Consider the following 24,179-nt stretch of genomic DNA (forward strand, 5'->3'; position numbering starts at 1 on the left):
TCACACACCTGACGCTTTGATCGCGATGGCGAACCTCACCAGGGGTGGCGCATGCCCGGAACTTCCACATCGAAACTGACCGAAAACCGCCCACTTTCAGGTCACGAGATCCAATCACGTTCGACGACGAGATTCATCCACAACCGCGGTGACAGCGAATCCTGTTGCACAGCAGTCGCTGTTACTCTCGTACCAGCAGTGAACCGTGGTGAACTGTGGTGAACAGAAGCCCCATCAGTCCCACTTGTTCAGTCAGAGCCGGTGCGCCCGAGTCACTCATGACCCGTTCCCCGAGGAGCGAGCTTGCGAGCGTCAATGCCTGCTCCCTGAGAAGCCGCCATCACACCTGCGGTACTGCGGACTTTCGGATCGGGGCGCGGAAAGGCTCGTCGAACGACCAGACCGATGGCGACGGCCGCGACCGCGGCGTAGACGACGCCGGTGACGATGGCGCCACCGAGGGTCCCGACTGCCTGGCCGGCGACACCGTCGAGCACCACCATCACACCCGCACCGCTGTAGGCGAAGGCGGAGAACCGCGACGCCACACGACCTTGCTCGACGGCGCCGAGACCGCGGGTGACAGCGGCGAGCGCCACTCGGTACCCCCCGGCCTGACCGATCCCGCCGACGACCGTACCCAGGACGATCACGTCGAGCCGGCCGAGGACGAGACCCACCACCGCCGTCGACCATCCGACGACCAGGAGCACGCCGACCGCCGGTAGCGTCGTCACGAGCCGCACCCCCACGCCGGCGAGACTCGCGACCATCGAGACCAACAGACATGCGCCACCGACACATTGGGCCACGAGGAGCGAGTCGCTCGCTCCGGTCGCGAGGATCGCGGCGGGCATCGCGCCCACCGCGAGCGCACCGATCGCCCACGCCAGCGCGCCGACCAGATAGGCACCGGGATCTCGACGACGGGTGCCCGCGACGTCGAGGTCGCCGGTGTGGACGTCGAGGTCGCCGGTGTGAGCGTGCGTCGACTGCGGCGTGAAGCCGTCGTCCATCGACGAATTATTGCCATACGCAAGCAGACCGGGAGCCAGACGCAGACCGACGAGTAAGACGATCAGGCATACGGCGGTCGCCGCGGCGTGGATCGCGTACACCGTGACCAGCTGCCAGGGCAGGAACACGGCTATCGCGATGGCCGCAACCAGCCCGCTTCCGGCGCCGATGAGCGAACCGGAAGCGATGAACGCACGACCCCGTTCGCCGCGGGCGGCCACCATGATCGCCGCGGCGGCGCCCGTGCTCAGGCCCACCGCCGCCCCGGTGAGGAACCGTCCCGGAAACAGCAACACCTCGACCGACGCGCCGACGATCTGCAGGAGGTCGCCGACGATCGCCGCGAGGAGAGCGAGCGGTAACACCGTGCGGCTGTGCCGGATGAGCGGGCCGCGAGCCGAGATCAACAGGATGATGATCAGGGCGATGAAGTAGGCGGCGAACAGCACCGACGCCGCGGCGGGCCCGAACTCATGGGTGTCCATGTATCCCGGGAGCAGTGGCGTCATCGCATTCGAGCCGCAGATGGCGAGAATGAACCCGACCCCGGAAGCGCCTGTGAGCACACGGATTCCACGGTCGGATCTCAGAGCGACTGCCATGGGGAGAACTCAAACCGACGTCTGTGACCATCGGGCAACCCCGTCGTGGCCGTCGTGTTGCGCACCTCGTCGCCCCGACGCCGAGGCGCTGACCTGCCACGTTCTGGCGGGTGACGACGATGGCGCCGGTCGCGCCGGAAACTCAGCCCACGGGGCGAAGGTCCGGAGTCGCCCCCGGACGGGGTCCCCAATACCTCTCGACCCAACTGCCCGACCCGGCCGGTTCATCGGTCTCGGTGATGTCCCAGTCCACGAACTCGTGTAGATCGCCCGCCATCTCGGCGATGACGTCGCGCAGTTCGAGGGGCTCCAGCCAGCGCGGCGGGATGGCCTCGACCCCGTCGCGCGCACCCAGCAGGTTGCCTGCGATCGCGCCGGTGGAGTCCGAGTCGCCGTCGTGATTGACCGCGATGATCACCGCGTCCTCGAGGTCGTCGGCCACCAGCGCGGAGTAGACGGCGATCGCGAACGCCTCCTCTCCGACCCAGCCCCCGCCGAGGCGCGTGATCGCCGACTCGTGGGACAGGCCCGAACCGGCGAGGACTTCCGCGGCCTCCAGTGCGGCAAGGGTCTCCTCGTGACCGGCCCGATCCCGGAGGATGCCCTTCGCCGTCGCCAGCGCCTCCGGCAGGCCGGCTCCGTCGATCAGCTCGCGGACCGCGACCGCGAGAACGCCGGCGGGAAGCGAACCGGAGGGATGGCCGTGGGTGAGCGCCGCGAGTGTGGTCGCGAGGTCGAAAGTGCCTGCGGCAGACCAGTCCGCGCGGGCCGCGAACAAACCGACCGGCGCCACCCGCATGACACCTCCGCAGCCCTTGCTGTCGTTGTCGGCCGGGACGCCCGGACGAGTGGTCACCCGGAGCGCCTCGAGACAGGTGGTGCCGGGTGCCCGTCGGCTGTGCAACTGCTGGTGCCCTGCCAGCCAACTGGACCGTTCGGTCGTCGCCAGCACGCCGTGCCGCGGATGGCCGCCCTGCGTGATGAACCACCGCAGGTATGCGCGGGCCGTCGTGGCCGCGTAGCAGGAGATGCCTCCCGCGCAGTCGCGGGCCCAGGCGCGCAGCAGACCCTCCGCAGTGAACAGCGTCATCTGGGTGTCGTCGGTGATGGTGCCGAGGCCGCCGTACGCCTCGGAGTAGGAGGTGATGCCCGCGGGTCCGAACCTCTCCAGGATCGCGTCCCGAGTCGAGAACTCGACTGCCCCGCCCAGCGCGTCGCCGGCAGCACCGGCGAGCAGACATCCGGTGAACCGATCCATGTTCGCCCCCTGTGCTTTCCCCGGCGTTCATCCATGGTCACACGGTTGCGCCGACTCTGCTGGACAGCGGACCGCGAACGGGTACTTTCAGAGGACCTCGAGACGAAGGGGCTCCGATCGTGCTCTCCCTCATCCCCGGTTCACAGCGTCGCAGCCTGGACGAGATCGTCGAGCGCCTCGACTTCTCCGTCGGCGACCGCACCGCCAAACGCAGCGCCTTCTGGTTGATGCTCACGCTGTCCGGCATCATCGCGGTCTCGGGAGTCGTCGCCGACAGCACGGCGACCGTCATCGGGGCGATGATCGTCGCGCCGCTGTCGACACCGATCCTCGGCATCGGACTCGGGATCGCCACCGGCCGTGGTCGACTCGTGCTCGCGAGTGTCGGTTACGTGCTCGCCGGGGTCATCCTGGTGACGATCCTGGGCGTCGTGTTCGCCCAGTTGCTACCCAACCCGACGAACGTGCTCTCCAACTCACAGGTGCTGGGCCGGACGTCACCGACGCTCGTCGACCTCCTGGCCGCCCTCGCCACCGGCCTCGTCGGCGCGATCGCCATCACCCGTCGCGACGTCGGTGATGTGCTGCCCGGCGTGGCCATCGCCATCTCCCTGGTGCCGCCACTCGGGGTCGTCGGCGTCTGCCTCGGGTCGGGAGCCCCGTCGCTCGCACTGGGCGCCTTCGTGCTGTTCGCGTCGAACGTGGTCGCGATGATCATCACGAGCCTCGTCGTGTTGACGATCGCAGGCTATGGCCGAGAGGCCGCCGATCTCGCCGGTGCGGAACATCCGAGGGCCCCTCGACGCCGGGCCTACGCGGCACTGGCCGTAGCTCTCGTCGTCGTCACCGTCCCGATGGTCGCGAACTCGCTCTCGTCACTGTGGTCCCGGCAGATCGCGACCGCGGCGGAGTCGTGGCTCGGATCGGGCGGGAACGACTCGTCCGAGGTCACCGGTGTCAGCTGGACCGGCAGCACGGTCACCGTCAGTGTGCTGGCCCCGGAGGACCTGCCGCCGATCGACGAGCTCCAGACGACGGTCGACGAGTTGGTCCCCTGGGACCCCGAGGTCGTCGTCGTCCACACGGTCGGCGAGCGGTCGGGTGTCAACTGAGCGTGCCGAACCCCGGCGAGGCATCCGCGCTTCTGACAAAGTGGTACGTACGCATCGCTCACCGAGAACGTCACCGTACGCACTCAACCGAGAATCGACGAGGTCAAGCACATGGCTCTCTCTCGAGACGCATCCCCTTCTGTGGCACAGGCGAATTCGTCCGCCCACGATCACCTCCCGTTCCGGGACACACGCGACCTGGACGCCACCACGCGCGGACTCGTCGCCGAACTCGATCCCCCCGCCATCGCCGGCCAGGACGGGGAACCGGTGTGGGATTGCGATGACTTCTCCTTCCTCGCCGAGGAGGCGCCTGCCACCGCCCACCCCAGCTTGTGGCGGCAGTCGGGTCTCGTTGCCCGACAAGGCCTTTTCAAGGTGACAGATAGGATCTACCAGATCCGTGGCCTGGACCTGTCGAACATGACAGTCGTCGAGGGCGACACCGGCGTCATCGTCATCGACCCACTGATCTCGCAGGAGACCGCGGCCGCCGGCCTGCGCCTCTATCGGGAGCATCGTGGCGATCGGCCGGTGACCGCGGTCATCTACACCCATTCGCACATCGACCATTTCGGCGGTGTCAAGGGAGTCACCACCCAGGAGGCCGTCGACGCCGGCGAGTGCCATGTCATCGCGCCGGCAGGCATGGTCGAGCACGCGGTCGCCGAGAACGTCTACGCCGGAACCGCTATGGGGAGACGAGCCGCCTACATGTACGGGGCCGCGCTGCCGAGGGGCCCGCGCGGTGCGATCGGCGCGGGCCTCGGCCAGTCCACGTCCACCGGCACGGCGACCCTGATCGCCCCGACCCTCGACATCACCACCACCGGACAGGTCGAGACCATCGACGGGGTCACCATCGAATTCCAGCTGACGCCCGGCACCGAGGCACCGGCCGAGATGAACTTCTACTTTCCGCAGATGCGCGCGCTCTGTATGGCCGAGAACGCCACCCACACCCTGCACAATCTGCTCACGTTGCGGGGTGCCCTGGTCCGTGATCCGCACGTGTGGTCGCGCTACCTGACCGAGGCGATCAGCGATTTCGCGGCGCGCTCCGACGTGCTCTTCGCGTCGCATCACTGGCCGACATGGGGCACCGCGGAGCTCACGGAGTTCCTGTCCCTCCAGCGCGACCTCTACGGATACCTCCACGATCAGACCCTTCGGCAGCTCAACAAGGGCCGGACCGGTCTCGAGATCGCCGAGGACATCCGATTGCCCCCGGCACTCGAGAACGCCTGGCACACACATGGCTACTACGGCTCGGTGAGCCACAACGTCAAGGCCATCTACCAGCGTTACATGGGATGGTTCGACGGGAATCCGGCGCACCTCTGGGAACACCCGCCGGTGGAATCCGCGACGCGGCACCTCGAGTTCATGGGCGGCGCGGACGAGGTGGTACGGAAGGCCCGCCGGTCGTTCGAGGCGGGCGACTTCCGCTGGGTCGCACAGGTCCTGAACTACGTCGTCTTCGCCGACCCGGCGCACGAGGAGGCGCGGAGTCTCCAAGCGGACACGCTCGAACAGCTCGGCTATGGCTCGGAGAACGGCACGTGGCGCAACTTCTACCTCATGGGGGCGTACGAGTTGCGCCACGGACCCGTCGGGACGCCGACCACGACGGCGGCCACGGACATCGTCGCCGCCCTGTCGGTCGATCAGCTCTTCGACGCCGTCGCCCTACGAGTCGACGGGCCAGCGGCCTGGGACGCCCACATCGTCCTCGACTGGCACATCACCGATGTCGACCGACGCCACCGATCGGAGCTGCGCAACGGCCTCCTGGTTCATTTCGACGTGGATCAGGCAAGCGCTGGCGACCCCGTCGCAGCCACGTTCACCCTGACGAAGCAGACCCTGCTGACGCTGCTCCTCGAGCTCGTGGATCTCGGCACGGCCGTCGAAGCGGGCGACGTCGGCGTCGACGGTGATCCGAGTGCGTTCGGCGAACTCGCCGGCTACCTGGACGACCCGGATCCCGATTTCGCGATCGTGACACCCTAGTTCCCGCCGGGCGGCCCGGCCGACCCGACCGAGGGTGACACCGCTCGAACACACGTGCGAAACTGACTGGGTGGGCATGAAGTGGATTGGCGGGGACAACGGCCAACCACACCGGCCCGCCTTCGTGCGGGTCGGCCACAAGGCGGTGCTCATCGACCTTGGCGCGCTCTACCCCAATGCACCGCATTTCAGCGGCGAGTACCACCCCGACGGTTTGCAGATCCGGTCGGTGCACCTCGGCGTCCTCACCGAGTGGGGGCGCGACGAATGGGGTGCCTGGTACGGCAAGGTGACCTACACGATCACCTCGAAGGACCGACAGGAGAAGGTCACGCACTGGGTGCCGTCGTGGGCGTTGCGCCCGGCCGGTGACCGGCCGCCCGGGCGACGGTGACCCTTCGAGGCTCGCTTCGCTCGCACCTCAGGGATCGGGACGAGGGTCTTCGCTCGCACCTCAGGGATCGGGACGAGGGTCTTCGCTCGCACCTCAGGGATCAGGACCAGGGTCTTCGCTCGCACCTCAGGATCAAAGCGTCCGCTCAGCGGGTGAGCGGGTCGCGCGGCAAGCCGAGGATGCGTTCGGCGATCTGGTTGCGGGTGATCTCCGACGTCCCGCCGGCGATCGACATCCCGCGAGCCCCGAGGATCAGCAGGCCGGCCAGCTTGCCGGGACCGGACGAGAACGCGACGTCGGGTCCGAGCAATTCCGCGGCCAGATGGGCGCGGTCGCTGAGATGCTCGGCGAGAAGCAGTTTCGTCACGTTTCCCTCGGGTCCGGGAGCGGCGCCGACGACCGATCGGGCGGCGCGACGCAGATTCAGCAGTCGCAGCGCATCCTCGACGGCGAGGAACTCACCGACCTTCGTCGCCGCCCCCTCGACCCGGTCCCCGTAGCCCTGGACGAGTGCCACCATCTGCTGGACCGCACCCTCGCTACCCGGCGCACCGCCGCCGATGCTGACCCGCTCGTTACCGAGGGTTGCGCGGGCCACGGCCCAGCCGTCGTTCGGTGTGCCCACCACGTCTTCGTCAGGGACGAAGACGTCGGTGAAGAACACCTCGTTGAACTCGGACCCGCCGGTGATCTGCCGCAGCGGACGTACCTCGACACCGGGCGCCGACATGTCGATCAACACCGCGGTGATGCCCTTGTGCTTGGGGGCTTCCGGGTCGGTCCGCACCGTTGCCAGCCCTCGCCGGCACAGGTGGGCGCCGCTGGTCCAGACCTTCTGGCCGTTGATGCGCCAGCCGCCGTCGACGCGCGTGGCCCTCGTGCTGACCGCCGCCGCGTCCGACCCCGCACCGGGCTCGGAGAACAACTGACACCACACCTCGTCCCCGAGCAGCGCCGGACGGACGAACCGGTCGATCTGGTCCTGCGTGCCCTGCTGGATGAGGGTGAGGATGACCCACCCGGTGATGCTGTAATCGGGCCGCTTCACACCCGCGGTCGCCATCTCCTCCTCGATGACGAGTTGTTCGACGGAATCCGCCGCGCGTCCCCACGGCCTGGGCCAATGCGGCATGACGTAACCGGTGTCGATGAGCTTCTCGCGCAGCGCGGACTCGCCGACGCCGGCGATCTCGGCGATGTCGGCTCGAACGCGCGCACGCAGTTCCTCGGCCTCGGGTGGGAGGTCGAGGCTGTTGGCACGGGTGACGCCGCCTGCGGAGAACTCGTACACGTCACGAGCCGGCTGTTGTCCGCCGAACAGCGCCTGCAGCACCGTGGCGCGGCGCAGATGCAGGTGTGCGTCGTGTTCCCAGGTGAAGCCGATGCCGCCGTGCACCTGGATGTTCAGCTCGGCGTTCGTCGTGTAGGTGGGCAGTGCCAGCGCGGCCGCCGATGCCGCGACCAGCCCGAGCGCGTCGGCGTTCTCGTCGGCCGCTCGCGCCGCGTCCCACACCACCGCGCTGGCGGCCTCCGCGCCGACGAGCATGTTCGCGCAGTGGTGCTTGACGGCCTGGAACGCACCGATGGTCCGGCCGAACTGTTCGCGGACCTTCGCGTAGGCCACCGCGGCGTCCAGCGCGTCCCGCGCCCCGCCGACGGCTTCGGCCGCGACCAGCGTCCGGGTGAGCGCCAGCGCGGTGGCCGCCAGTCTCGGCAGACGGACGGCGGCAGCACTCGACAGCGACACCCTCGCCGACAATCGGGTCGGGTCCAGATCGGCGTGCGCGCCCACCTCGACACCCGAGTCCGACGACTCCACCACCAGCACATCGTCGTCGCCGATGAGTACCAGCAGATCCGCGAGCGGTGCGCCGAGTACCGCGTCGACCTGACCGGAGACCGCCCCACCGGCCTCGGTCAGTCCCGGCACCACCGCGACACCCGCGGTGACCGTGCCGTCGACGAGCGACCGCAGCCAGCGGGCACGCGTCTCGTCGTCGGCATGAGTCAGGATCGCCGAGGCGATCACGGTGGGCAGGAACGGACCAGGCGCCACCGCGCGGCCCAATTCCTCTGTCACGACGACCGATTCGGCGATCCCGAAACCAGAACCGCCGTATTCCTCGGCGACGTGCAGACCCAGCCATCCGAGTTCGGCGATCTCCGCCCAGAACGTGGGTCTGGCCTCCTCGAGCGCGTCGAGTCGGTCGCGCGCCTGCGCCCGCACCTTTCGGTCGACGGCGAATTCGCGCACCACCGAGGCGAGTTCGACGTGGTCATCGGTCAGGGCAATACTCATGGCGACTCCCGGGATCGTCGGTCACCCGATCACACCATCTACCCCCGGTCCGGGGTGGACGCTTGAGACAAACTCATCGAATCCGTTCCCGACGCGCCCGTTGCACGACCGGGTCCGGGAACGGCACGGCATCGACGAGGTCCCGGGTGTACCGGTCCTCGGGCGGTGAGGACGGTGCGCGTTCCGGCCGATGTCCGTCGCGAGATCGACGACGCGGCGGAGGCCTCGGCGGACTGAAGCGTTCCGATCACCGTGAGCGTTTCCCTCGATAGCACCACCACCACAGTGGTCTGATGAATTCGATTGCCATCAAACGACATTGAGAAGAGGACGAGAGATGACCCTGGCGCAGATCGAGGACCGGACCGAGCGCGAGCAGGCAGCTCAGCAGATCTACCGCGACGCGGGGATCACCGTCGACAAGCTCGGCGAGCACATCGGGGCACGCATCGGCCAGGTGCGGCTCGGCGGCGACCTCACCCCGGAGCAGGTGGAGGCGATCCGCCTGGCGCTGGCGATCAACAAGACGATCGTCTTCGAGGGCCAGGACCAGCTCGACGACGACAGCCAGTACGCCTTCGCCGAACTCCTGGGCGATCCCACCGCACCTCATCCGACGGTGACCTCACGCGGCGAACAGCTGCTGACCATCGAAGGCGCCGCGAACAGCTGGCACTCCGATGTGACGTTCGTCGATCGCATCCCGAAGGCGTCCATCCTCCGGGCGGTGACGCTGCCGAGCTACGGCGGCGCGACGACCTGGGCGTCGACGGTGGCCGCCTACGAGCAGCTGCCGAAACCGCTGCGCGCGTTGACCGAAGAGCTGTGGGCCACCCACACCAACCTGTACGACTACGTCGGCCAGAAGGAGCCCTCGGGTGGTGTCCACGTCAGCCGCAAGGCCGAGCACTACAAGGAGTTCACCAGCTCCGAGTACCAGACGCTGCACCCCGTCGTCCGCGTCCATCCCGAGACCGGCGAACGCAGCCTGCTGCTCGGACACTTCGCCAAGGAGTTCCGCGGCCTCAAGAGTTCCGAGTTCGCCGACCTCTACCAGCTCCTCCAGGCGCGTATCACGAAGCTGGAGAACACCTTCCGGTGGAACTGGAAACTGGGCGACGTGGCGATCTGGGACAATCGCGCCACGCAGCACTACGGCATCGCCGACTTCGGCAACCAGCAGCGCGAACTGCACCGCATCACCCTCGCCGGCGATGTGCCCGTCGACGTCCACGGTCAGGCGAGCCAGGTTCTCCAGGGCGACGCGACGCACTACTCGGTCGTCGAAGAACCCGCCCGACTGTCGGTGTTCGCGGCCTGACCCCTCAGGGCCGGTCGCCCTCGGCGACCGGCCGTTCCGGGTCCGACGACCACTGCGAGAACGATCCGGGGAACAGCGTGGCGTCGATCCCCGTGATGGCGAGCGCCGCGATCTGGTGCGCGGCATTGATCCCGGAACCGCAGTAGACGACGACATCGGAGCCGGCCCCGGCGTCGATACCGAGATCTGCGAACCGGCGTCGTAGCTCCTCCGCCGTACGGAAGCGGCCGGAGGTGTCGACGTTGTCAGCCGTCGGGACACTGATCGCCCCGGGGATGTGGCCGGCGCGCGGATCGACCGGTTCGACGTCGCCGCGATAGCGTTCGGCGGCCCGGGCGTCGAGCAGGTGTGCCGGCCCGGCCGCGACGTCGTCGATGGTCGCGACCGGCAGGTGTCCGGCGCTCAGGGTCACGTTGCCCGTTCGCGGCCGACCGCCGTCGCCCGTGGTCGTGCGCAGACCTTCGGCACGCCACGCCGCGAGGCCGCCGTCGAGAAGTCGCACGTCGGCGACTCCCGCCCACCGCAGCAGCCACCAGGCGCGCGCGGCCGCGAGGTTGCCGGAGTCGTCGTACACCACCACCGGGACGGCGTCGTCGATCCCCCATCGCCGGGCCGCCTCCTGGAGGTCGGCGACGTCGGGCAGCGGATGCCTGCCGCCGACCGGTCCGGAGGGCGGGGCCGCCAGTTCGGAGTCGAGGTCGACGTAGACCGCACCGGGGATGTGACCCTCGCGATAGGCGTGCCGACCATCGAAGTCGCCCAGTTGCCAGCGCACGTCCAGCAGGATCGGCGGAGTCGCCAGCAGCATCTCGGCCAGCTCGAGCGGGGTGATGAGGACCTCGGCCATGGCGGCGAGGGTACCAACGCGACCCGATGGCAGAATGGGGCAATCCGCCCATGACCGGGCACCTGGGCCTCCGTCGCCCTGTCGTCACCACCCTCAGGAGTCCATCCCGTGGCGTTGTTTCCTGCCGTCGTCTTCGGACTCATCACCTTCTGGCTGCACCGGCGCATCGTCCGCGCGACCGCGATGCCGCGCCCCTGGTCGATCATCGCCGACGTGGCGCTGGTCGTCCTGTGGGCGCTCGCCCTCATCGGCTTCGCCACCGGACGGGTGCTCGACCCGTCGTGGGCGCGGCCCATCGGCACGATCGGGCTGATCTGGCTCGCCGCCGTCTTCTACCTGTTCCTCGGCCTCGCGGTGGTGGGCCTCGTGTCGTTCGCCGCACACATCGTCCGCTGGATCCGGCGACGTCGATCCGGAGTGCAGGACAACCCCTCGTTCGCGGCCCGTCGGCTCAGCAAGCTCCGGGTCGCCACGGCCGCGGTCGTGGTGGTCGCGCTCGGGGTCACCGGCTACGGGGTGTGGGAAGCATCTCGCCCCCAGGTCGTCGACGTCGACGCCACGTTCGCGAGCCTGCCGCCGCAGTTCGACGGAACGCGCATCGCGGTGATCTCCGACCTGCACGTCGGCCCGGCCCGTGACGCGTCGTTCACCCAGCGCGTCGTCGACGACGTCAACGAGCAGAAGCCGGATCTCGTCGTCCTCGTCGGCGACCTCACCGACGGCACCATCCCGAACGTCCGCGACACCCTCGAACCCCTCGCGGATCTGGATGCGCCTCTCGGGGTCTTCGGTGTGAGCGGCAACCACGAGTACTACGCCGACGACGGTGGCCGGTGGCTCGACGTCTGGGAGGAGGTCGGCGTGCGCACGCTGCGCAACGTGCGGGTGCCCATCGAAGTCGACGGCGCGACCATCACACTCGCCGGCGTCCACGACGCCACCGCCCCCGAACCGTACGAGCCCGACCTCCCGGCGGCGTTGGCGGGAACGTCTCCCGACGACTTCACCCTGCTCCTCGCCCACCAGCCCAAGCAGGCCGTCGAGGCATCGGATCTGGGTGTCGACCTCCAGCTGTCCGGGCACACGCACGGCGGCCAGCTCTGGCCCATCCGCTACCTCGTCCGCGCCCAGCAGCCGACGATCACCGGGCTCGACCAGATCGGGAACACCACGATCTACACCACCCGCGGCGCCGGCGCCTGGGGCCCGCCGGTCCGTGTCCTGACGCCGCCGGAGATCACGATCCTCACGCTGCGATCGGCGTCTTCTGCCTCCTGATCCGAAAGAACCACATAACCGCAGGTCCCAGCCCCTTGCTCCCTGAGGTGCGAGGAGCGATAGGGACCCAACCCCTGCTCCCTGAGGTGCGAGCGAAGCGAGCCACGAAGGGTGTAGCAACGTATCTCGCCAGCCCTTCGTGGCTCGTCGCTTGCGCTCCTCGCACCTCAGGGACCAGGTGTTTTGCTGTTCTTTCGGATTAGCGAGCAGATGGGCGGGCTCGCTTCTTGAGGAGCAGCGGCCGTCAGCCGTTGATGTCCGACGGATGGGTCGCCAGTGGGGTGACCTTGATCCGCATGTACGGGAACAGCGGCAGACCTGACAGCAGGGTGTGCAGTTCGTCGTTCGACTCGACGTCGAAGATCGAGTAGTTGGAGTACTCCCCGACGATCCGCCAGATGTGCGGCCACTTGCCGGCGCGTTGTAGATCCTGCGAGTACGCCTTCTCCCGTGCGACCGTGTCGGCCCGCAGGTCGGGGTCGAGGTCGTCGGGAATGGAGACGTCCATCCGCACGTGGAACAGCACTACTTCGCCGGGTCCAGCACGAAGTCGTAGGAGACGGTGAAGCCGCCCTTGCCGTCGTCCTGCGGGTCGAGCACCAGTTCGGGTTTGACGGCGCTGGCGACGTCGTCGTCGTTGTGCGGGTCGCCCGGGAAGTACAGCTGTGCGGTGAGCTGCTCGTGGCCCGGCGCCGAGACCTTGAGGTGCAGGTGCGCGGGACGCCACGGATGCCAGCCCGCCGCGGAGATCATCTTCCCGCACGAGCCATCGGTCGGGATCATGTACGGCGCGGGCCGGATGGTGGTGATCTCGAAGCGGCCCTCGTCATCGGCGGTGAAGGTGCCGCGCAGATTCCACTCCGGGATTCCCGGCGCGAACTGCGAGTAGAAGCCGTCGTCGTCGGCGTGCCAGAGTTCGACAGTGGCGCCGGCGAGGGCGGTGCCGTCGCACGACCGGACCTGGCCGGTCCACACCAACGGATCGCCGGGCTCGTTGTCCCGCATGGGCAGAGTGCCCTTGGCGCCGAGTTCCGGAGCGTCCGGGACGTAGTACGGGCCTTCGATGCTGCCCTTGTTGCCCTGACGATGCGAGGTCGCGACGTCCTCGACGACGTGCTCCACCCAGACGTCGAGGAACAGCGGCCACTCGCCGTCCTCACCGACGTTGATGAGCCACGCCTTGAGCGCGTTGTACTCGTCGTAGGTCACCTTGTGCTTCCGGATCACCTCGTGCACGCCCGCGAGGACCTCGTTGATGAGGGTCGAGACACGTTCCGGCGCAGTGTCCTTCACTGCCTCGAACGGAGACTTGTCCGCGTGGAACCGCTCGGTGGCGGAGGCGCCGGACGCCGCGGCGGTGGCGACTTCCTGGGGATGCTCGGTGGTGGTCATGTTCTTCTCCTTGCTACTGGGTTCGCGGGGCTGCCACGAGACGTGTTGTGGGCGTGCGGGTCTAGTTGTCGGTGCGATAGCGGTCGAGCTTGTCCGGATCGATCTCGAAACCGATGCCCGGCGCGGTCGAACGGTGCAGGTGGCCATCGCGGATCTGCAACGGCTCGGTCAGCAGGTCGTCGCTCATGTCCAGGAAGTTCGACAGCTCACCCGCGTAGCGCGAGGTCAGCTCGAAGGCGCTGCCGAAGGCGAGCGTGCACGCCGTCCCGATCTGTCCGTCGATCTGGTTGCCCATGACGACCGGGACGCCCAACCCCTCGGCGAGGTGATGCGTGCGGCGTGAGGTGGTGAAACCCGACCGCGCGGTCTTGATGCTGACGGCGGTCGCCGACCGGCCGAGGATCTCGCGGGTGACATCGGCCGGCGTGGGCACCGATTCGTCGGCGATGAACGGCACCGGCAGCTGTTCGACGAGCCACCGGCGACCGAGCACATCGGCTGCGTCGCAGAGCTCTTCGGCGAACAGCAGATCGAGGTCGGCCATCTCCCGCATGGCTCGCGCCGACTCGGCTGCGGTCCAACCCCGATTGCCGTCGACGTAGAGTTCGACGTCGCTGCCGAACCGCTCGCGGAGCGCGCGGACGACCGCGGTGTCGAGGGATGCCGGGTGACGTCCGACCTTCACCTTGAAGGTGCGGATCCCGTAGGTGTCGACCATCTTCTCGGCTTCGGCGACCATCGCGGCCGGCTCGGCGAAACCGAGCATGTGACTCACCCGCATCCGGTCGGTGTAACCGCCGAGCATGTCCCCCACGGGCAACCCCAGGACCTTGCCCAGCGCATCCCAGATCGCCATGTCCACAGCGGATTTCGCGGCCGGGTTGCCGACCGTGCGAGCCATCCGGGCGGCGACCACCTCACGCTCGAGCAAGGTCAGGCCGACGACCGCGGGCGCGAAGATGCCCTCGATCACGGCGATGATGCCGTCCTGGGTCTCGCCATAGGTGAACGGGCGGGGCGGCGCCTCGGCGACGCCGACCACGCCGGCGTCGGTGTGCACCCGGACCAGCACGTGGGTCGCGGCGTGCACCTCGCCGGAGGCGAACCTCAGCGGCTTCACGTACGGGATGGCGAACGGAATCGCCTCCACAGCGGTGATTTTCACGGTTTCTCTCCAGATCGAGCACCCAGTCGGGTCCTCACGGAACGGTGGTCGGCAAGCTGGGTGTCGCGCGACTCTGCGGCGGCGGGATCGATGAAGGCGGAATCGGCGAAGGCAGCGGCGATGACGTCGGCGACCGCGGTGACGACCGGGTCGTCGGAACCCGATCGCCAGGCGAGTGCGACCTCGACGGTGTCGGCATCGACGAGGTCGCGCACCACCAAACCGTCGAGCGGAAGTGACCGCACCGAGGCCGGGAGCAGGGCGACCCCCAGCCCGGCGGCGACCAGGGCCAGCAGCACCGCGGTACCCGGCGCCTGGTGCGCCCGGTGGGGAACGAAACCCGCTGCGCGACATGTCCGTATTGCGGCGTCGTTGACGGCGGAGTCCCGGCTGTCGTACAGCACGAACGGCTCGTGGCGGAGGTCGGCGACGGAGACCACGGGCTCGGCGGCCAGTCGGTGATCGACCGACACCGCGAGAACCATCGGCTCGACATCGATGACCGTCGTGTCGATGTGCTCCCCGATTGCCGGCGGGCGCAGGATCCCGAGGTCGAGGGTGCCGGCACGCAGGGCGTCGCACTGGCCCGGCGTGAGCATGTCGGACTGGATGCGAAGATCCACATCGGGCAACTCCCGCTTGACGACCCGCGCGATGCGCGGCAGATGGGAGAACGCGGCGATACCGGTGATACCGACCCGGACGAGGCCGCTGCGGCCGGCGGCGATCCGACGCACGCCGTCCACGGCTTCGTCCACGCCGGCAAGAATTCGCTCGGCCTGGGCCCTGAGGTACTGCCCGGCCGGGGTGAGCGACACCTGACGGGTGGTCCGCGTGAACAGGGTGACGTCGAGCTCGGCCTCGAGCTGGCGGATGGCGTACGACAGCGCGGGCTGTGCCACGTGCAACGACGCCGCCGCCTGCCCGAAATGACAGGTGTCGGCCACGGCGGCGAAGTACCGCAGGTGCCGTAGCTCCATGACCTACCTCGTCTCCTACCGATCGATCACCGCGGCTGTGACCGCGGACACGTCTCACGGTAGAGCGTCGATCCATACATGACAAAGACACAAATTGCGGCGATTGATCGACGCCATTGATCAATAGGTTGCTTGGCCAGGACTGGCAATTACCCGGGTGTGATCGCCACCACGTGCTGCCACAGTGCAGAGAGCAGCCCACTTTCTGGAGGTATACGACCATGACCGCGTCCGTATCGGAACACTTGAATCATGTGAACTCGGTCCTCGGCGACGCGGTCGTCGACGACCGAGACGCCGGTGTCTACCGCGCCAATCGGCGCATCTTCACCGATGAGGACATCTTCGAGTTGGAGATGAAGCACATCTTCGAGGGCAACTGGATCTATCTCGCACACGAGAGCCAGGTCCCCGAGCCTGGCGACTACTTCACCACCTACATCGGCCGGCAGCCCGTCGTCATCACCCGCGACAAGAACGGCGAGTTGCACTGCCTGATCAACGCCTGTGCGCACCGCGGCGCGATGATCTGCCGGCGCAAGACCGATAACCGCATGACCCTCACGTGCCCGTTCCACGGCTGGACGTTCCGCAACGACGGGACCCTTCTGAAGGTCAAGGATCCCGATGGGGCCGGCTACCCCGACACCTTCGACGTCGACGGCTCGCACAACCTGACCAAGGTCGCCCGCTTCGACAGTTACCGCGGCTTCCTGTTCGGCAGCCTCAACGAGGACGTCGCCTCGCTAGGGGAGCATCTCGGCGATACCCGACTGATCATCGACATGCTGGTCGACCAGTCGCCGGACGGCCTCGAGGTGCTCCGCGGCGCGTCGACCTACACCTACGACGGCAACTGGAAGGTCCAGGCGGAGAACGGCGCCGACGGTTACCACGTCACCGCCACCCACTGGAATTACGCGGCCACCACATCGCGACGCGGCACCGGCGAGTCGACGAACGACACCAAGGCGCTCGACGCCGGCGGGTGGGGCAAGTCCGGGGGCGGCTACTGGTCGTACCCGAACGGTCATCTGTGCCTGTGGACGTGGGCCGCGAACCCTCAGGACCGGCCGCTGTGGGACAAGATGGACGAGCTCAAGGAGACTCACGGCGACGCCAAGGGCGAGTTCATGGTGAAGGGGTCGCGCAACCTGTGTCTGTACCCGAATGTCTATCTGATGGACCAGTTCTCGACGCAGATCCGCCACTTTCGTCCGATCGCGCCGGACAAGACCGAGGTGACGATCTACTGCATCGCGCCCAAGGGTGAGAGCGACTCCGCGCGGGCTCACCGCATCCGCCAGTACGAGGACTTCTTCAATGCGTCCGGAATGGCGACTCCCGACGACCTCGAGGAGTTCCGGTCGTGCCAGCTCACGTTCCGGGCGCAAGCCGCGCCGTGGAACGACATGAGCCGCGGTGCCGAGCACTGGCTCACCGGTCCCGATCCCGTCGCCGAATCGCTGGGCATGACCGGGGTCATCTCGGCCGGCGTCAAGAACGAGGACGAGGGGCTCTACCCGGTCCAGCACGGTTACTGGCTCGAGCGGATGCGCGCAGCTGCCGCGAAGGAAGAGTCGGCTGCCAGACAAGCAGGGGCCCAAGCCCGATAGACCGCCGCCCAGCCCACCGCCCTGAAGGAGAGCACCATGACCACCGCTGAGACCAATTCCGCCGCTGCCGATCCCGCCGGGTCGGGCATATCCACCGGCGGAAAGCTCATCACCCAGAACATGATCGAGCAGTTCCTGTACCGCGAGGCCCGCTACCTCGACGACCGCGAGTTCGAGAAGTGGCTCGACTGCTACGCCGACGACGTCGTGTATTGGATGCCGGCCTGGGACGACCGTGATCGTCTCACCGAGAACCCGCACCGCGAGATCTCGCTCATCTACTACGGCAACAAGGGCGGCCTCGAGGACCGGGTCTTCCGCATCCGCACCGAGCGGTCGTCGGCGACCTCACTGCCCGAACCCCGGACGAGCCACAACATCGGCAACGTCGAGGTCATCGAGCGGCGCGGCTATCTCGTCGACGTCCGGTTCAACTGGCACACCATGTATTTTCGGTACAACACGGTGGACCCGTACTACGGGACCTCCTTCTACACGATCGACTTCTCCGGCGAGCAGCCGTTGATCCGGCGCAAGACGATCGTGCTGAAGAACGACTACATCCACCACGTGGTGGACATCTACCACTTCTAGGACCCGTCCATGACTGTCACCACCGACAACGGCGTCGGCGCCGATCTGCGAGCCCCCGACGGCGAGGCCACCATCCATCAGGTGGCGCTGTCCTTCGAAGACGGTGTCACGCGGTTCATCTCGTGCCGCGAGGACCAGACCGTCGCCGACGCCTCCTACCGTCAGCGGATCAACATCCCGCTGGACTGCCGCGACGGGGCCTGTGGAACGTGTAAGTCGTTCTGCGAGTCCGGCGATTTCGACGGCGGGGTATACATCGAGGACGCGCTCTCCGACGACGAGTCCGCCGCGGGCTATGCGCTCCCCTGTTGCATGAAGCCCAAGTCCGATCTCGTGCTGCAGATCCCGGCGACCTCCGATGTCGCCAAGACCCAGGCGTCCCGATTCACCGGCACCATCGTCGAACTCGATCGACTCTCGGACTCGACCATGTGTCTCGAGGTCCGGATCGAGAACCGCGGGGAGCTGGCGTTCCTACCCGGACAGTACGTCAACATCGAGATCCCCGGCAGCGACGACGGCGAGGGCACCCCGGTGACCCGGTCGTACTCGTTTGCCAACGGCCCGCACGAGGACCGTCTCGTCTTCCTCATCAAGCTGAGTCCCGGCGGCGCGATGTCGACCTACCTGACCGACCGCGCCGCGCGCGGCGAGGAGATCGCGTTCACCGGTCCGCACGGATCGTTCTTCCTGCGCGAGGCCACCCGCCCCGTGCTGCTGCTCGCCGGCGGCACCGGCCTCGCGCCGATCTTGTCGATGTTGCGGAAGCTGCACGCCGACAACAGCCGTCGCAAGGTCCATCTCATCTACGGGGTGTCCACCGACACCGATCTGGTTGCCCTCGACGAGATCGAGTTCTTCGCTGAGAAGTTGCCCGGTCTGACGTGGGACCACTGTGTCTCGGACCCGGCCAGTTCCGCGGTCAACAAGGGCTACGTGATGAGCCTGATCGAGCCGGCCCACCTCTACGACGGGGATGTCGCGATCTACCTGTGCGGTCCGCCGCCGATGGTGGAGTCGGTCCGCAAGCACGTCGCCCAGGCCGGCATCGCGCCGACGGGCTTCTACTACGAGAAGTTCGCGCTCGCGGCGCGTCCGGAGGCCGGTGCCGAGACCGGCACGGTCCAGGAGACCGAGGCGCTCAGCGACGAAGCCGCCCCGGTGGCGACGCCGGAGGCGAGACCGGCGCCCGCGCCGGACGCCGACGACCCGATCATCGTGGCGTCCGACGCCCGGTCGATCGCCGGTCAGCAGACCCTCCCGGCCGCCGATCTCGCATCGTGGACGGGCACCCGGCCGGTCGTTGCCGCTGACGACTCGCTGACCCGCATCGCGGGACAGCCGATGTGGCACAGCGAATCCGATGACCGCGGACTGGACTCCGATGCGGGGTTGCTGCGACCGACGGCGTCGAATCCGGCGGGTCCGGCACGGTCGATCGCCGGGCAGGAAATGTTCGCGCCCTCGAGCCTGGAACCGCTACACGAAGCGGTTCCCGCGGTCGCGACCGAAACGCCCACCGTCGCGGGACCGGCAGTCGTCGGTTCGCAGGGCTACCAGATCGGCGAGGAGCATCCGGCGATCCACGAGTCGGACGCCCTGTTCGAGGCCCGGGCCGCCCTGGAACTGGGCGCCCTCGAGCTGACGTTCGGGCGCTTGTCCACGCAACAGCTGGCCGGCTACCGTCTGCTCGCCGACGCCACGGTGCCGTACGTGGACGGTGATCGCTTCGTCGATGCCGCGGAGTACACCGAGACCAACGCCGCGTTCCACGACTATCTCTTCGCCCAGACCGGTAACGATCACCTGCTCGAGGCCTACAAGGCGCTCGGCGTCAAGGGCCGCATGAGTGAGGTGCTACGGAACGCGACCTGGTGTCACCCGTTGTGCGCGCAGGACCACATCGATATCGTCTCGGCGTTCGAGGCCGGGAACCACGACGCGGCACGAGCACTGATCACCGCACATGCCGACCGGTCGAAGCAGACCATGCGCCGAGCGATGGCCGACGAATTGGTTTCGCGCCGACCGCGTTTCGTCACCCCAGGCCGGTTCGCCGGCAAGGTCGTCGTCATCACCGGTGCCGCGCAGGGGATCGGCGAGCAGACCGCCCGGCGAATCAGCGCCGAGGGCGGCAAGGTCGTCCTCGCCGACCGATCGGAACTGGTCGCCGAGGTGGCCCGCGACCTCGACGCGAACGGTCCCGGCGCGGCAGCCGCCATCGCCGATCTGGAGGATTTCGGCGGCGCCGAGTCGGTGATCCGGCAGGCGTTGTCCACGTACGGTCGGGTGGATGTGCTGATCAACAACGTGGGCGGCGCCATCAACTTCAAACCGTTCGTCGAATTCACCGAGGAGCAGATCCGGGCCGAGATCGACCGGTCGCTGATGACGACGCTGTACGCGTGCCGGGCGGTCCTGCCGTCGATGACACGCGCCGGGGGCGGGGTGATCGTCAACGTCTCCTCGGCGGCGACGCGAGGCATTCACCGGATCCCGTACTCGGCGGCGAAGGGGGCGGTGAACGCGTTGACCGCGTCACTGGCGATGGAGTACGCCGACGACGGCATCCGAGTGGTCGCCGCGGCGCCGGGAGGCACCGAGGCACCGCCGCGTCGGATCTCACGCGGTACACCGGAGCCGCGCAACGAGATCGAGTCACAGTGGTATCAGGCCCACATCGACCAGACGATCGCGTCGTCGTCGCTGCACCGGTACGGCACCCTCGACGAGCAGGCGGCCGCCATCTGCTTTCTCGCGTCCGACGAGGCGTCGTACATCACCGGGACCGTGCTGCCCGTCGCCGGCGGCGATCAGGGTTGAGCTGCTGACTAGTATGGACCGATGATGGTCACCGGCGGGTGCGTCGGCCGCGACCGCGAGATCGAATTGCTCTTCTCGCGGCTCGACGCCGTGTCGGAGTCGGGTTTTCTGGCCGTCACGGGAGATCCCGGAATCGGCAAGTCGACGCTGCTGAGGCACCTGGTCCGGCGGCGACTGTCCGCTCCGACAACCGGTCCCACGTTGTGGGCCGCGGTCTCACCGTGGCGAGCGCACACGCCCGGCGCACTCATCCGGCAGCTGGTACAGGACCGGCCCGACGCCACACCCGCGACCGCTGCCGACCCGACCCCGGACGACCTGCTCGACGCACTACTCGCAGCGGTCACCACTCCTGCAGAGTCATCGACCGAGGTGCCCGGCGACACCGCCGGACTCATAGCCGTCGACGACGCCGACCTCGCCGACGAGGAGTCACTGCAGGCGTTGGTCTCACTCACCCGAGAACACCGGGATCGCCGAATCCTGGTCGTCCTCACCATGTCTCGGCCGGGCGCCCGGCTCGTCGGCAACGCACTCGACGAGCTACGACTCGACGGCCTGGACCCAACGGGTACTGCCGACCTCGCCGCGCAGCGCGGCATCGTGCTGCACCCGGCGATGCGGGAGGAACTGGCCCGGCACACCGGCGGGAATCCCCGCGACATCGTGGCCCTGCTCGACGAGGTCCCGCCAGGCACCTGGTCCCGCACCGGCATGGGACTGCCCGCGCCGGCCCACGTCGTCGCGATGGTGCGGAAACGATTGCCGGACAACGACACCTCGGCTCGCGCGCTCATCGAAGCGCTCGCGATCCTCGACCCCGCCGAGCCTCTCGCCACTGCAGTCGCACTCGCCGGGATCACCGACCCCCTCGGCGCCATCGACGACGCGCGCGCAACCGGTCTGGTGACGGACGACAGGGCATTGACACCCGCGGAGGCGCAACCGCGTCTCGCCGGGCCCCTGGTGCGGGCCGCCGTCCTCGAGGTCCTCGGCATGAAGACCGTGGGCGACGCCCACCGTCGGGCCGCGGACCTCGTCGACGACCCTGCCCGACAGCTCCATCACCGCGTCGCTGCCACCTCGACGGTCGACGCCGCCCTCGCCGACGCCCTCACCGACCTGGCACGCGCCCGCGGCGCCGACGGTGCGTGGGCCGAGGCCGCCGGGCTGTACGGGCAGGCGGGCCGGCTCACCCCCGACCCGTTGCAGCGCGACACACGGGTGACGCTCGCGGTCGATTCACTTCTCGCCGCGGGCGACTGCACCGGTGCCGGCGCCCTCGTACCGACCGTGGAGAGCCTGCGCGAGACACCGCTGCGCAATGCGACCCTGGCGTACCTCGCCATCCTGCGGGGCCGGTCGGCGGAGGCACAGCTGCGTCTCGACCGGGCGTGGGCGATCGTCAACGTCGAGCGGGAACCCGATGTCGCCGCCCTGATCGCGCAACGTTTCGTCCTGCACAACCTGGTCCGATGCCAGGGCACCGAGTTGGTGGACTGGGCCGATCGCGCGGACGCGATGGCCGACGCCGGATCGGCCGCCCGAGTGGAGGCCGCCGTCATCCGTGGACTCGGACTGGCCTGGTCGGGACACCCGGATGCCGCACGCGCCGAGTACCAGACGGTGTCGGAACGGGTTCGATACGGCGCGCAGGCGCAGCGTGCGATCATGGGTCGCGGTTGGCTCGAACTCGGCCTCGACGAGATCGACGCTGCGCGAACCCATCTCGAAACCGCCGTGTCGATGGCGCAGCTCGGTGGCTCCACCCGGATCACGTTGTGGGCGCTGGCCTGGCTCGCCCGGGTCCAGTTCCTCACCGGCGACTGGGACGATGCGCTGCGCGGCGTCGAGGCCGGCCGCGCGCTCGCCCGCAACAGCGGCATCGCGCTCACCACGCCCCTGCTCAACTGGACTGCGAGCCAGATTGATTCGCTGCGCGGGAACTGGGAGGACGCGCATGGAAGTATCGCACAGAGCAGCACCTCCATCGGCGACTACGAGATCATGCGGATACCGGACCTGCTGGCCCGGGCCCAACTGGCGGAGGCCGCAGCCGACTACGGCAAGGTCCGGCGGATACTGACGCCGCTCGTCGCGATGGCCGAGTCCGTCCCGGCCCTGTCCGAGCCGGGCCTGTGGCCGTGGGTCGACGTCCTCGCCAACGCACTGGTCCTCGAGGGACGGCACGAGGCCGCCGACGATCTGCTGCGACGCTACGAGATCCGGTCCGCCGGGCGGGGCCACCGGTCGTCGGCAGCCCGGATGAAGTACGCACGCGGCCGCCACCTCGGCGCAACCGGTGACATCCACGGAGCACGGCGCACCTTCGAGGAGGGCATCGAACTCCTCGACGGTCTTGGCCTGCGCTACGACCAGGCGCGGGTGAACTTCGCCTACGGCCAGACGTTGCGACGTGCGGGCAAGCGCCGGGCCGCCGACGCCGTCATCGGGACCGCCCGCGACCTGTATCTGTCGCTCGGCGCGACCACCTACGTCGAACGCTGTGAACGCGAACTGAAGGCCGGCGGTCTCGCGACGTCGCGTGGTGAGAACCACACCGCCACAAAGGGTGCCGCCGAACTCACGCCGCAGGAGGAGGCAGTGACCGCCCTTGTCGCGCGCGGCCTGTCGAACCGGGAGGTGGCGGCCGAGCTCTACATCTCACCGAAGACGGTGCAGTACCACCTGACCCGGATCTACGCGAAGCTCGGTGTGCGGTCCCGCGCCGAACTCGCAGCCACCCGCCGGTGACGTCGACCGTGCGTCAGACTCCGTCGACCGTGCGTGTGTACCTGCAGGCGATCTATGCTCCGGCCGTCGCGTAGGCGGCGGTGCGGTCGGTGACCGGCGCACCGGTCCGGTCCTCGATCATCCCCAGGTCCACGCCCGGGGCGAACTCGACGACGTCGAATCCCGTTCCGGCGATGTCGAACACACCGAGGTCGGTGATCACGCGACTCACCACGCCGCGGCCGGTCAGCGGGAGCGCGCAGCCCTCGAGCAGCTTGGGCTCACCCTTCTTGGTGACGTGATCCATGAGCACGATGACCCGGCCGGCGCCGTTGACGAGGTCCATGGCGCCACCGATGCCCTTGACGAGGGCACCCGGCACCATCCAGTTGGCCAGGTCGCCGTTCATCGCGACTTGCATGCCGCCGAGGACCGCGACGTCGACGTGGCCGCCGCGGATCATCGCGAAGCTCGTGGCCGAATCGAAGTACGACGCCCCGGGCAGGACCGACACGGTCTGCTTGCCGGCGTTGATGAGGTCGGGGTCGACCTCGTCGTCGTAGGGAAACGGTCCGACCCCGAGGATGCCGTTCTCGGCGTGCAGGTGGACGCCGGAGTTGTCGGGCATGAGGTCCGGAATCATGGTGGGCAGACCGATTCCCAGGTTGACGTAGTCACCGGGGGTGAGTTCGCGGGCGGCCCGGGCGGCCATCTCGGTACGGGTCCAGGTCATGT

At 68.4% G+C, this 24,179-nt stretch carries 18 protein-coding genes; 9 read left to right on the top strand and 9 right to left on the bottom strand.

The window, feature by feature from the left end; translation table 11 throughout:
• Positions 1–272 precede the first annotated feature (272 nt).
• Both FFS52_RS08900 and FFS52_RS08905 read right to left on the bottom strand, forming a co-directional pair.
• Positions 273–1,583, bottom strand: a complete 1,311-nt coding sequence (locus FFS52_RS08900; RefSeq protein WP_249356161.1) for an MFS transporter — start codon at positions 1,581–1,583, stop codon at positions 273–275.
• Between the two features lie 178 nt (positions 1,584–1,761).
• Positions 1,762–2,877, bottom strand: coding sequence for an ADP-ribosylglycohydrolase family protein (locus tag FFS52_RS08905; RefSeq protein ID WP_137809436.1), 1,116 nt, complete (start codon positions 2,875–2,877; stop codon positions 1,762–1,764).
• A gap of 119 nt (positions 2,878–2,996) precedes the next feature.
• On the opposite strand from FFS52_RS08905, the gene FFS52_RS08910 reads away from it, so the two are divergent.
• The 3 genes from FFS52_RS08910 (at position 2,997) to FFS52_RS08920 (ending at position 6,396) form a co-directional block, all read left to right on the top strand.
• Positions 2,997–3,989, top strand: coding sequence for a TIGR00341 family protein (locus FFS52_RS08910; protein WP_137809437.1), 993 nt, complete (start codon positions 2,997–2,999; stop codon positions 3,987–3,989).
• A 111-nt stretch (positions 3,990–4,100) separates the two neighbouring features.
• On the top strand, positions 4,101–6,002 hold the full coding sequence (locus FFS52_RS08915) for an alkyl sulfatase dimerization domain-containing protein (protein ID WP_137809438.1): 1,902 nt from the start codon (positions 4,101–4,103) through the stop codon (positions 6,000–6,002).
• A gap of 76 nt (positions 6,003–6,078) precedes the next feature.
• Positions 6,079–6,396 (top strand): hypothetical protein, encoded by a 318-nt coding sequence (locus FFS52_RS08920; protein WP_010842754.1) that lies wholly within the window; start codon positions 6,079–6,081, stop codon positions 6,394–6,396.
• A 145-nt stretch (positions 6,397–6,541) separates the two neighbouring features.
• Here the strand turns inward: FFS52_RS08920 and FFS52_RS08925 are convergent, their stop codons facing one another.
• A complete protein-coding gene (locus tag FFS52_RS08925) occupies positions 6,542–8,695 on the bottom strand; it encodes an acyl-CoA dehydrogenase (protein WP_137809439.1) in 2,154 nt (717 codons plus the stop codon).
• 337 nt (positions 8,696–9,032) lie between these two features.
• Between FFS52_RS08925 and FFS52_RS08930 the strand changes: the two genes are divergently transcribed.
• Positions 9,033–10,016, top strand: coding sequence for a TauD/TfdA family dioxygenase (locus tag FFS52_RS08930; protein WP_137809440.1), 984 nt, complete (start codon positions 9,033–9,035; stop codon positions 10,014–10,016).
• A gap of 4 nt (positions 10,017–10,020) precedes the next feature.
• Here FFS52_RS08930 and FFS52_RS08935 read toward each other — a convergent pair whose 3' ends face one another.
• The gene (locus FFS52_RS08935) at positions 10,021–10,863 is read right to left on the bottom strand and encodes a sulfurtransferase (protein WP_137809441.1); all 843 of its coding nucleotides are present in this window, start codon (positions 10,861–10,863) and stop codon (positions 10,021–10,023) included.
• A gap of 108 nt (positions 10,864–10,971) precedes the next feature.
• On the opposite strand from FFS52_RS08935, the gene FFS52_RS08940 reads away from it, so the two are divergent.
• Entirely contained in the window at positions 10,972–12,141 is a 1,170-nt protein-coding gene (locus tag FFS52_RS08940) for a metallophosphoesterase (RefSeq protein ID WP_137809442.1), read from the top strand.
• 244 nt (positions 12,142–12,385) lie between these two features.
• On the opposite strand, the gene catC is transcribed toward FFS52_RS08940, so the two are convergent.
• From catC to FFS52_RS08960, 4 genes are all read right to left on the bottom strand, one after another.
• Positions 12,386–12,667, bottom strand: a complete 282-nt coding sequence (gene catC / locus FFS52_RS08945) for a muconolactone Delta-isomerase (RefSeq protein WP_058249761.1) — start codon at positions 12,665–12,667, stop codon at positions 12,386–12,388.
• Positions 12,667–13,533 (bottom strand): catechol 1,2-dioxygenase, encoded by an 867-nt coding sequence (gene catA, locus FFS52_RS08950; RefSeq protein ID WP_058249760.1) that lies wholly within the window; start codon positions 13,531–13,533, stop codon positions 12,667–12,669. Before catA ends, catC begins: the two co-directional genes overlap by 1 nt.
• Before the next feature lie 61 nt (positions 13,534–13,594).
• Positions 13,595–14,698, bottom strand: a complete 1,104-nt coding sequence (locus FFS52_RS08955; RefSeq protein ID WP_065632576.1) for an enolase C-terminal domain-like protein — start codon at positions 14,696–14,698, stop codon at positions 13,595–13,597.
• On the bottom strand, positions 14,695–15,678 hold the full coding sequence (locus tag FFS52_RS08960) for a LysR family transcriptional regulator (RefSeq protein WP_137809443.1): 984 nt from the start codon (positions 15,676–15,678) through the stop codon (positions 14,695–14,697). The genes FFS52_RS08955 and FFS52_RS08960 overlap by 4 nt, the downstream gene beginning before the upstream one ends.
• A 221-nt stretch (positions 15,679–15,899) precedes the next feature.
• On the opposite strand from FFS52_RS08960, the gene benA reads away from it, so the two are divergent.
• Genes benA through FFS52_RS08980 form a run of 4 tightly spaced genes read left to right on the top strand, consistent with a single transcriptional unit; the run spans position 15,900 to position 23,465 of the window.
• Positions 15,900–17,294: a benzoate 1,2-dioxygenase large subunit gene (gene benA / locus FFS52_RS08965; RefSeq protein WP_137809444.1), complete on the top strand. Its 1,395-nt coding sequence runs from the start codon at positions 15,900–15,902 to the stop codon at positions 17,292–17,294.
• 36 nt (positions 17,295–17,330) lie between these two features.
• Positions 17,331–17,888, top strand: coding sequence for a benzoate 1,2-dioxygenase small subunit (gene benB / locus FFS52_RS08970; protein WP_137809445.1), 558 nt, complete (start codon positions 17,331–17,333; stop codon positions 17,886–17,888).
• 9 nt (positions 17,889–17,897) lie between these two features.
• Positions 17,898–20,711, top strand: a complete 2,814-nt coding sequence (gene benC / locus FFS52_RS08975) for a benzoate 1,2-dioxygenase electron transfer component BenC (protein ID WP_137809446.1) — start codon at positions 17,898–17,900, stop codon at positions 20,709–20,711.
• Between the two features lie 21 nt (positions 20,712–20,732).
• Positions 20,733–23,465, top strand: a complete 2,733-nt coding sequence (locus FFS52_RS08980) for a LuxR family transcriptional regulator (protein WP_137809447.1) — start codon at positions 20,733–20,735, stop codon at positions 23,463–23,465.
• 52 nt (positions 23,466–23,517) lie between these two features.
• On the opposite strand, the gene FFS52_RS08985 is transcribed toward FFS52_RS08980, so the two are convergent.
• Positions 23,518–24,177, bottom strand: a complete 660-nt coding sequence (locus FFS52_RS08985) for a 3-oxoacid CoA-transferase subunit B (RefSeq protein WP_137809448.1) — start codon at positions 24,175–24,177, stop codon at positions 23,518–23,520.
• Positions 24,178–24,179 lie beyond the last annotated feature (2 nt).

The sequence above is a fragment of the Gordonia sp. ALPHA1B1 genome (genome assembly GCF_005502615.1).
Classification (GTDB): domain Bacteria; phylum Actinomycetota; class Actinomycetes; order Mycobacteriales; family Mycobacteriaceae; genus Gordonia; species Gordonia hongkongensis.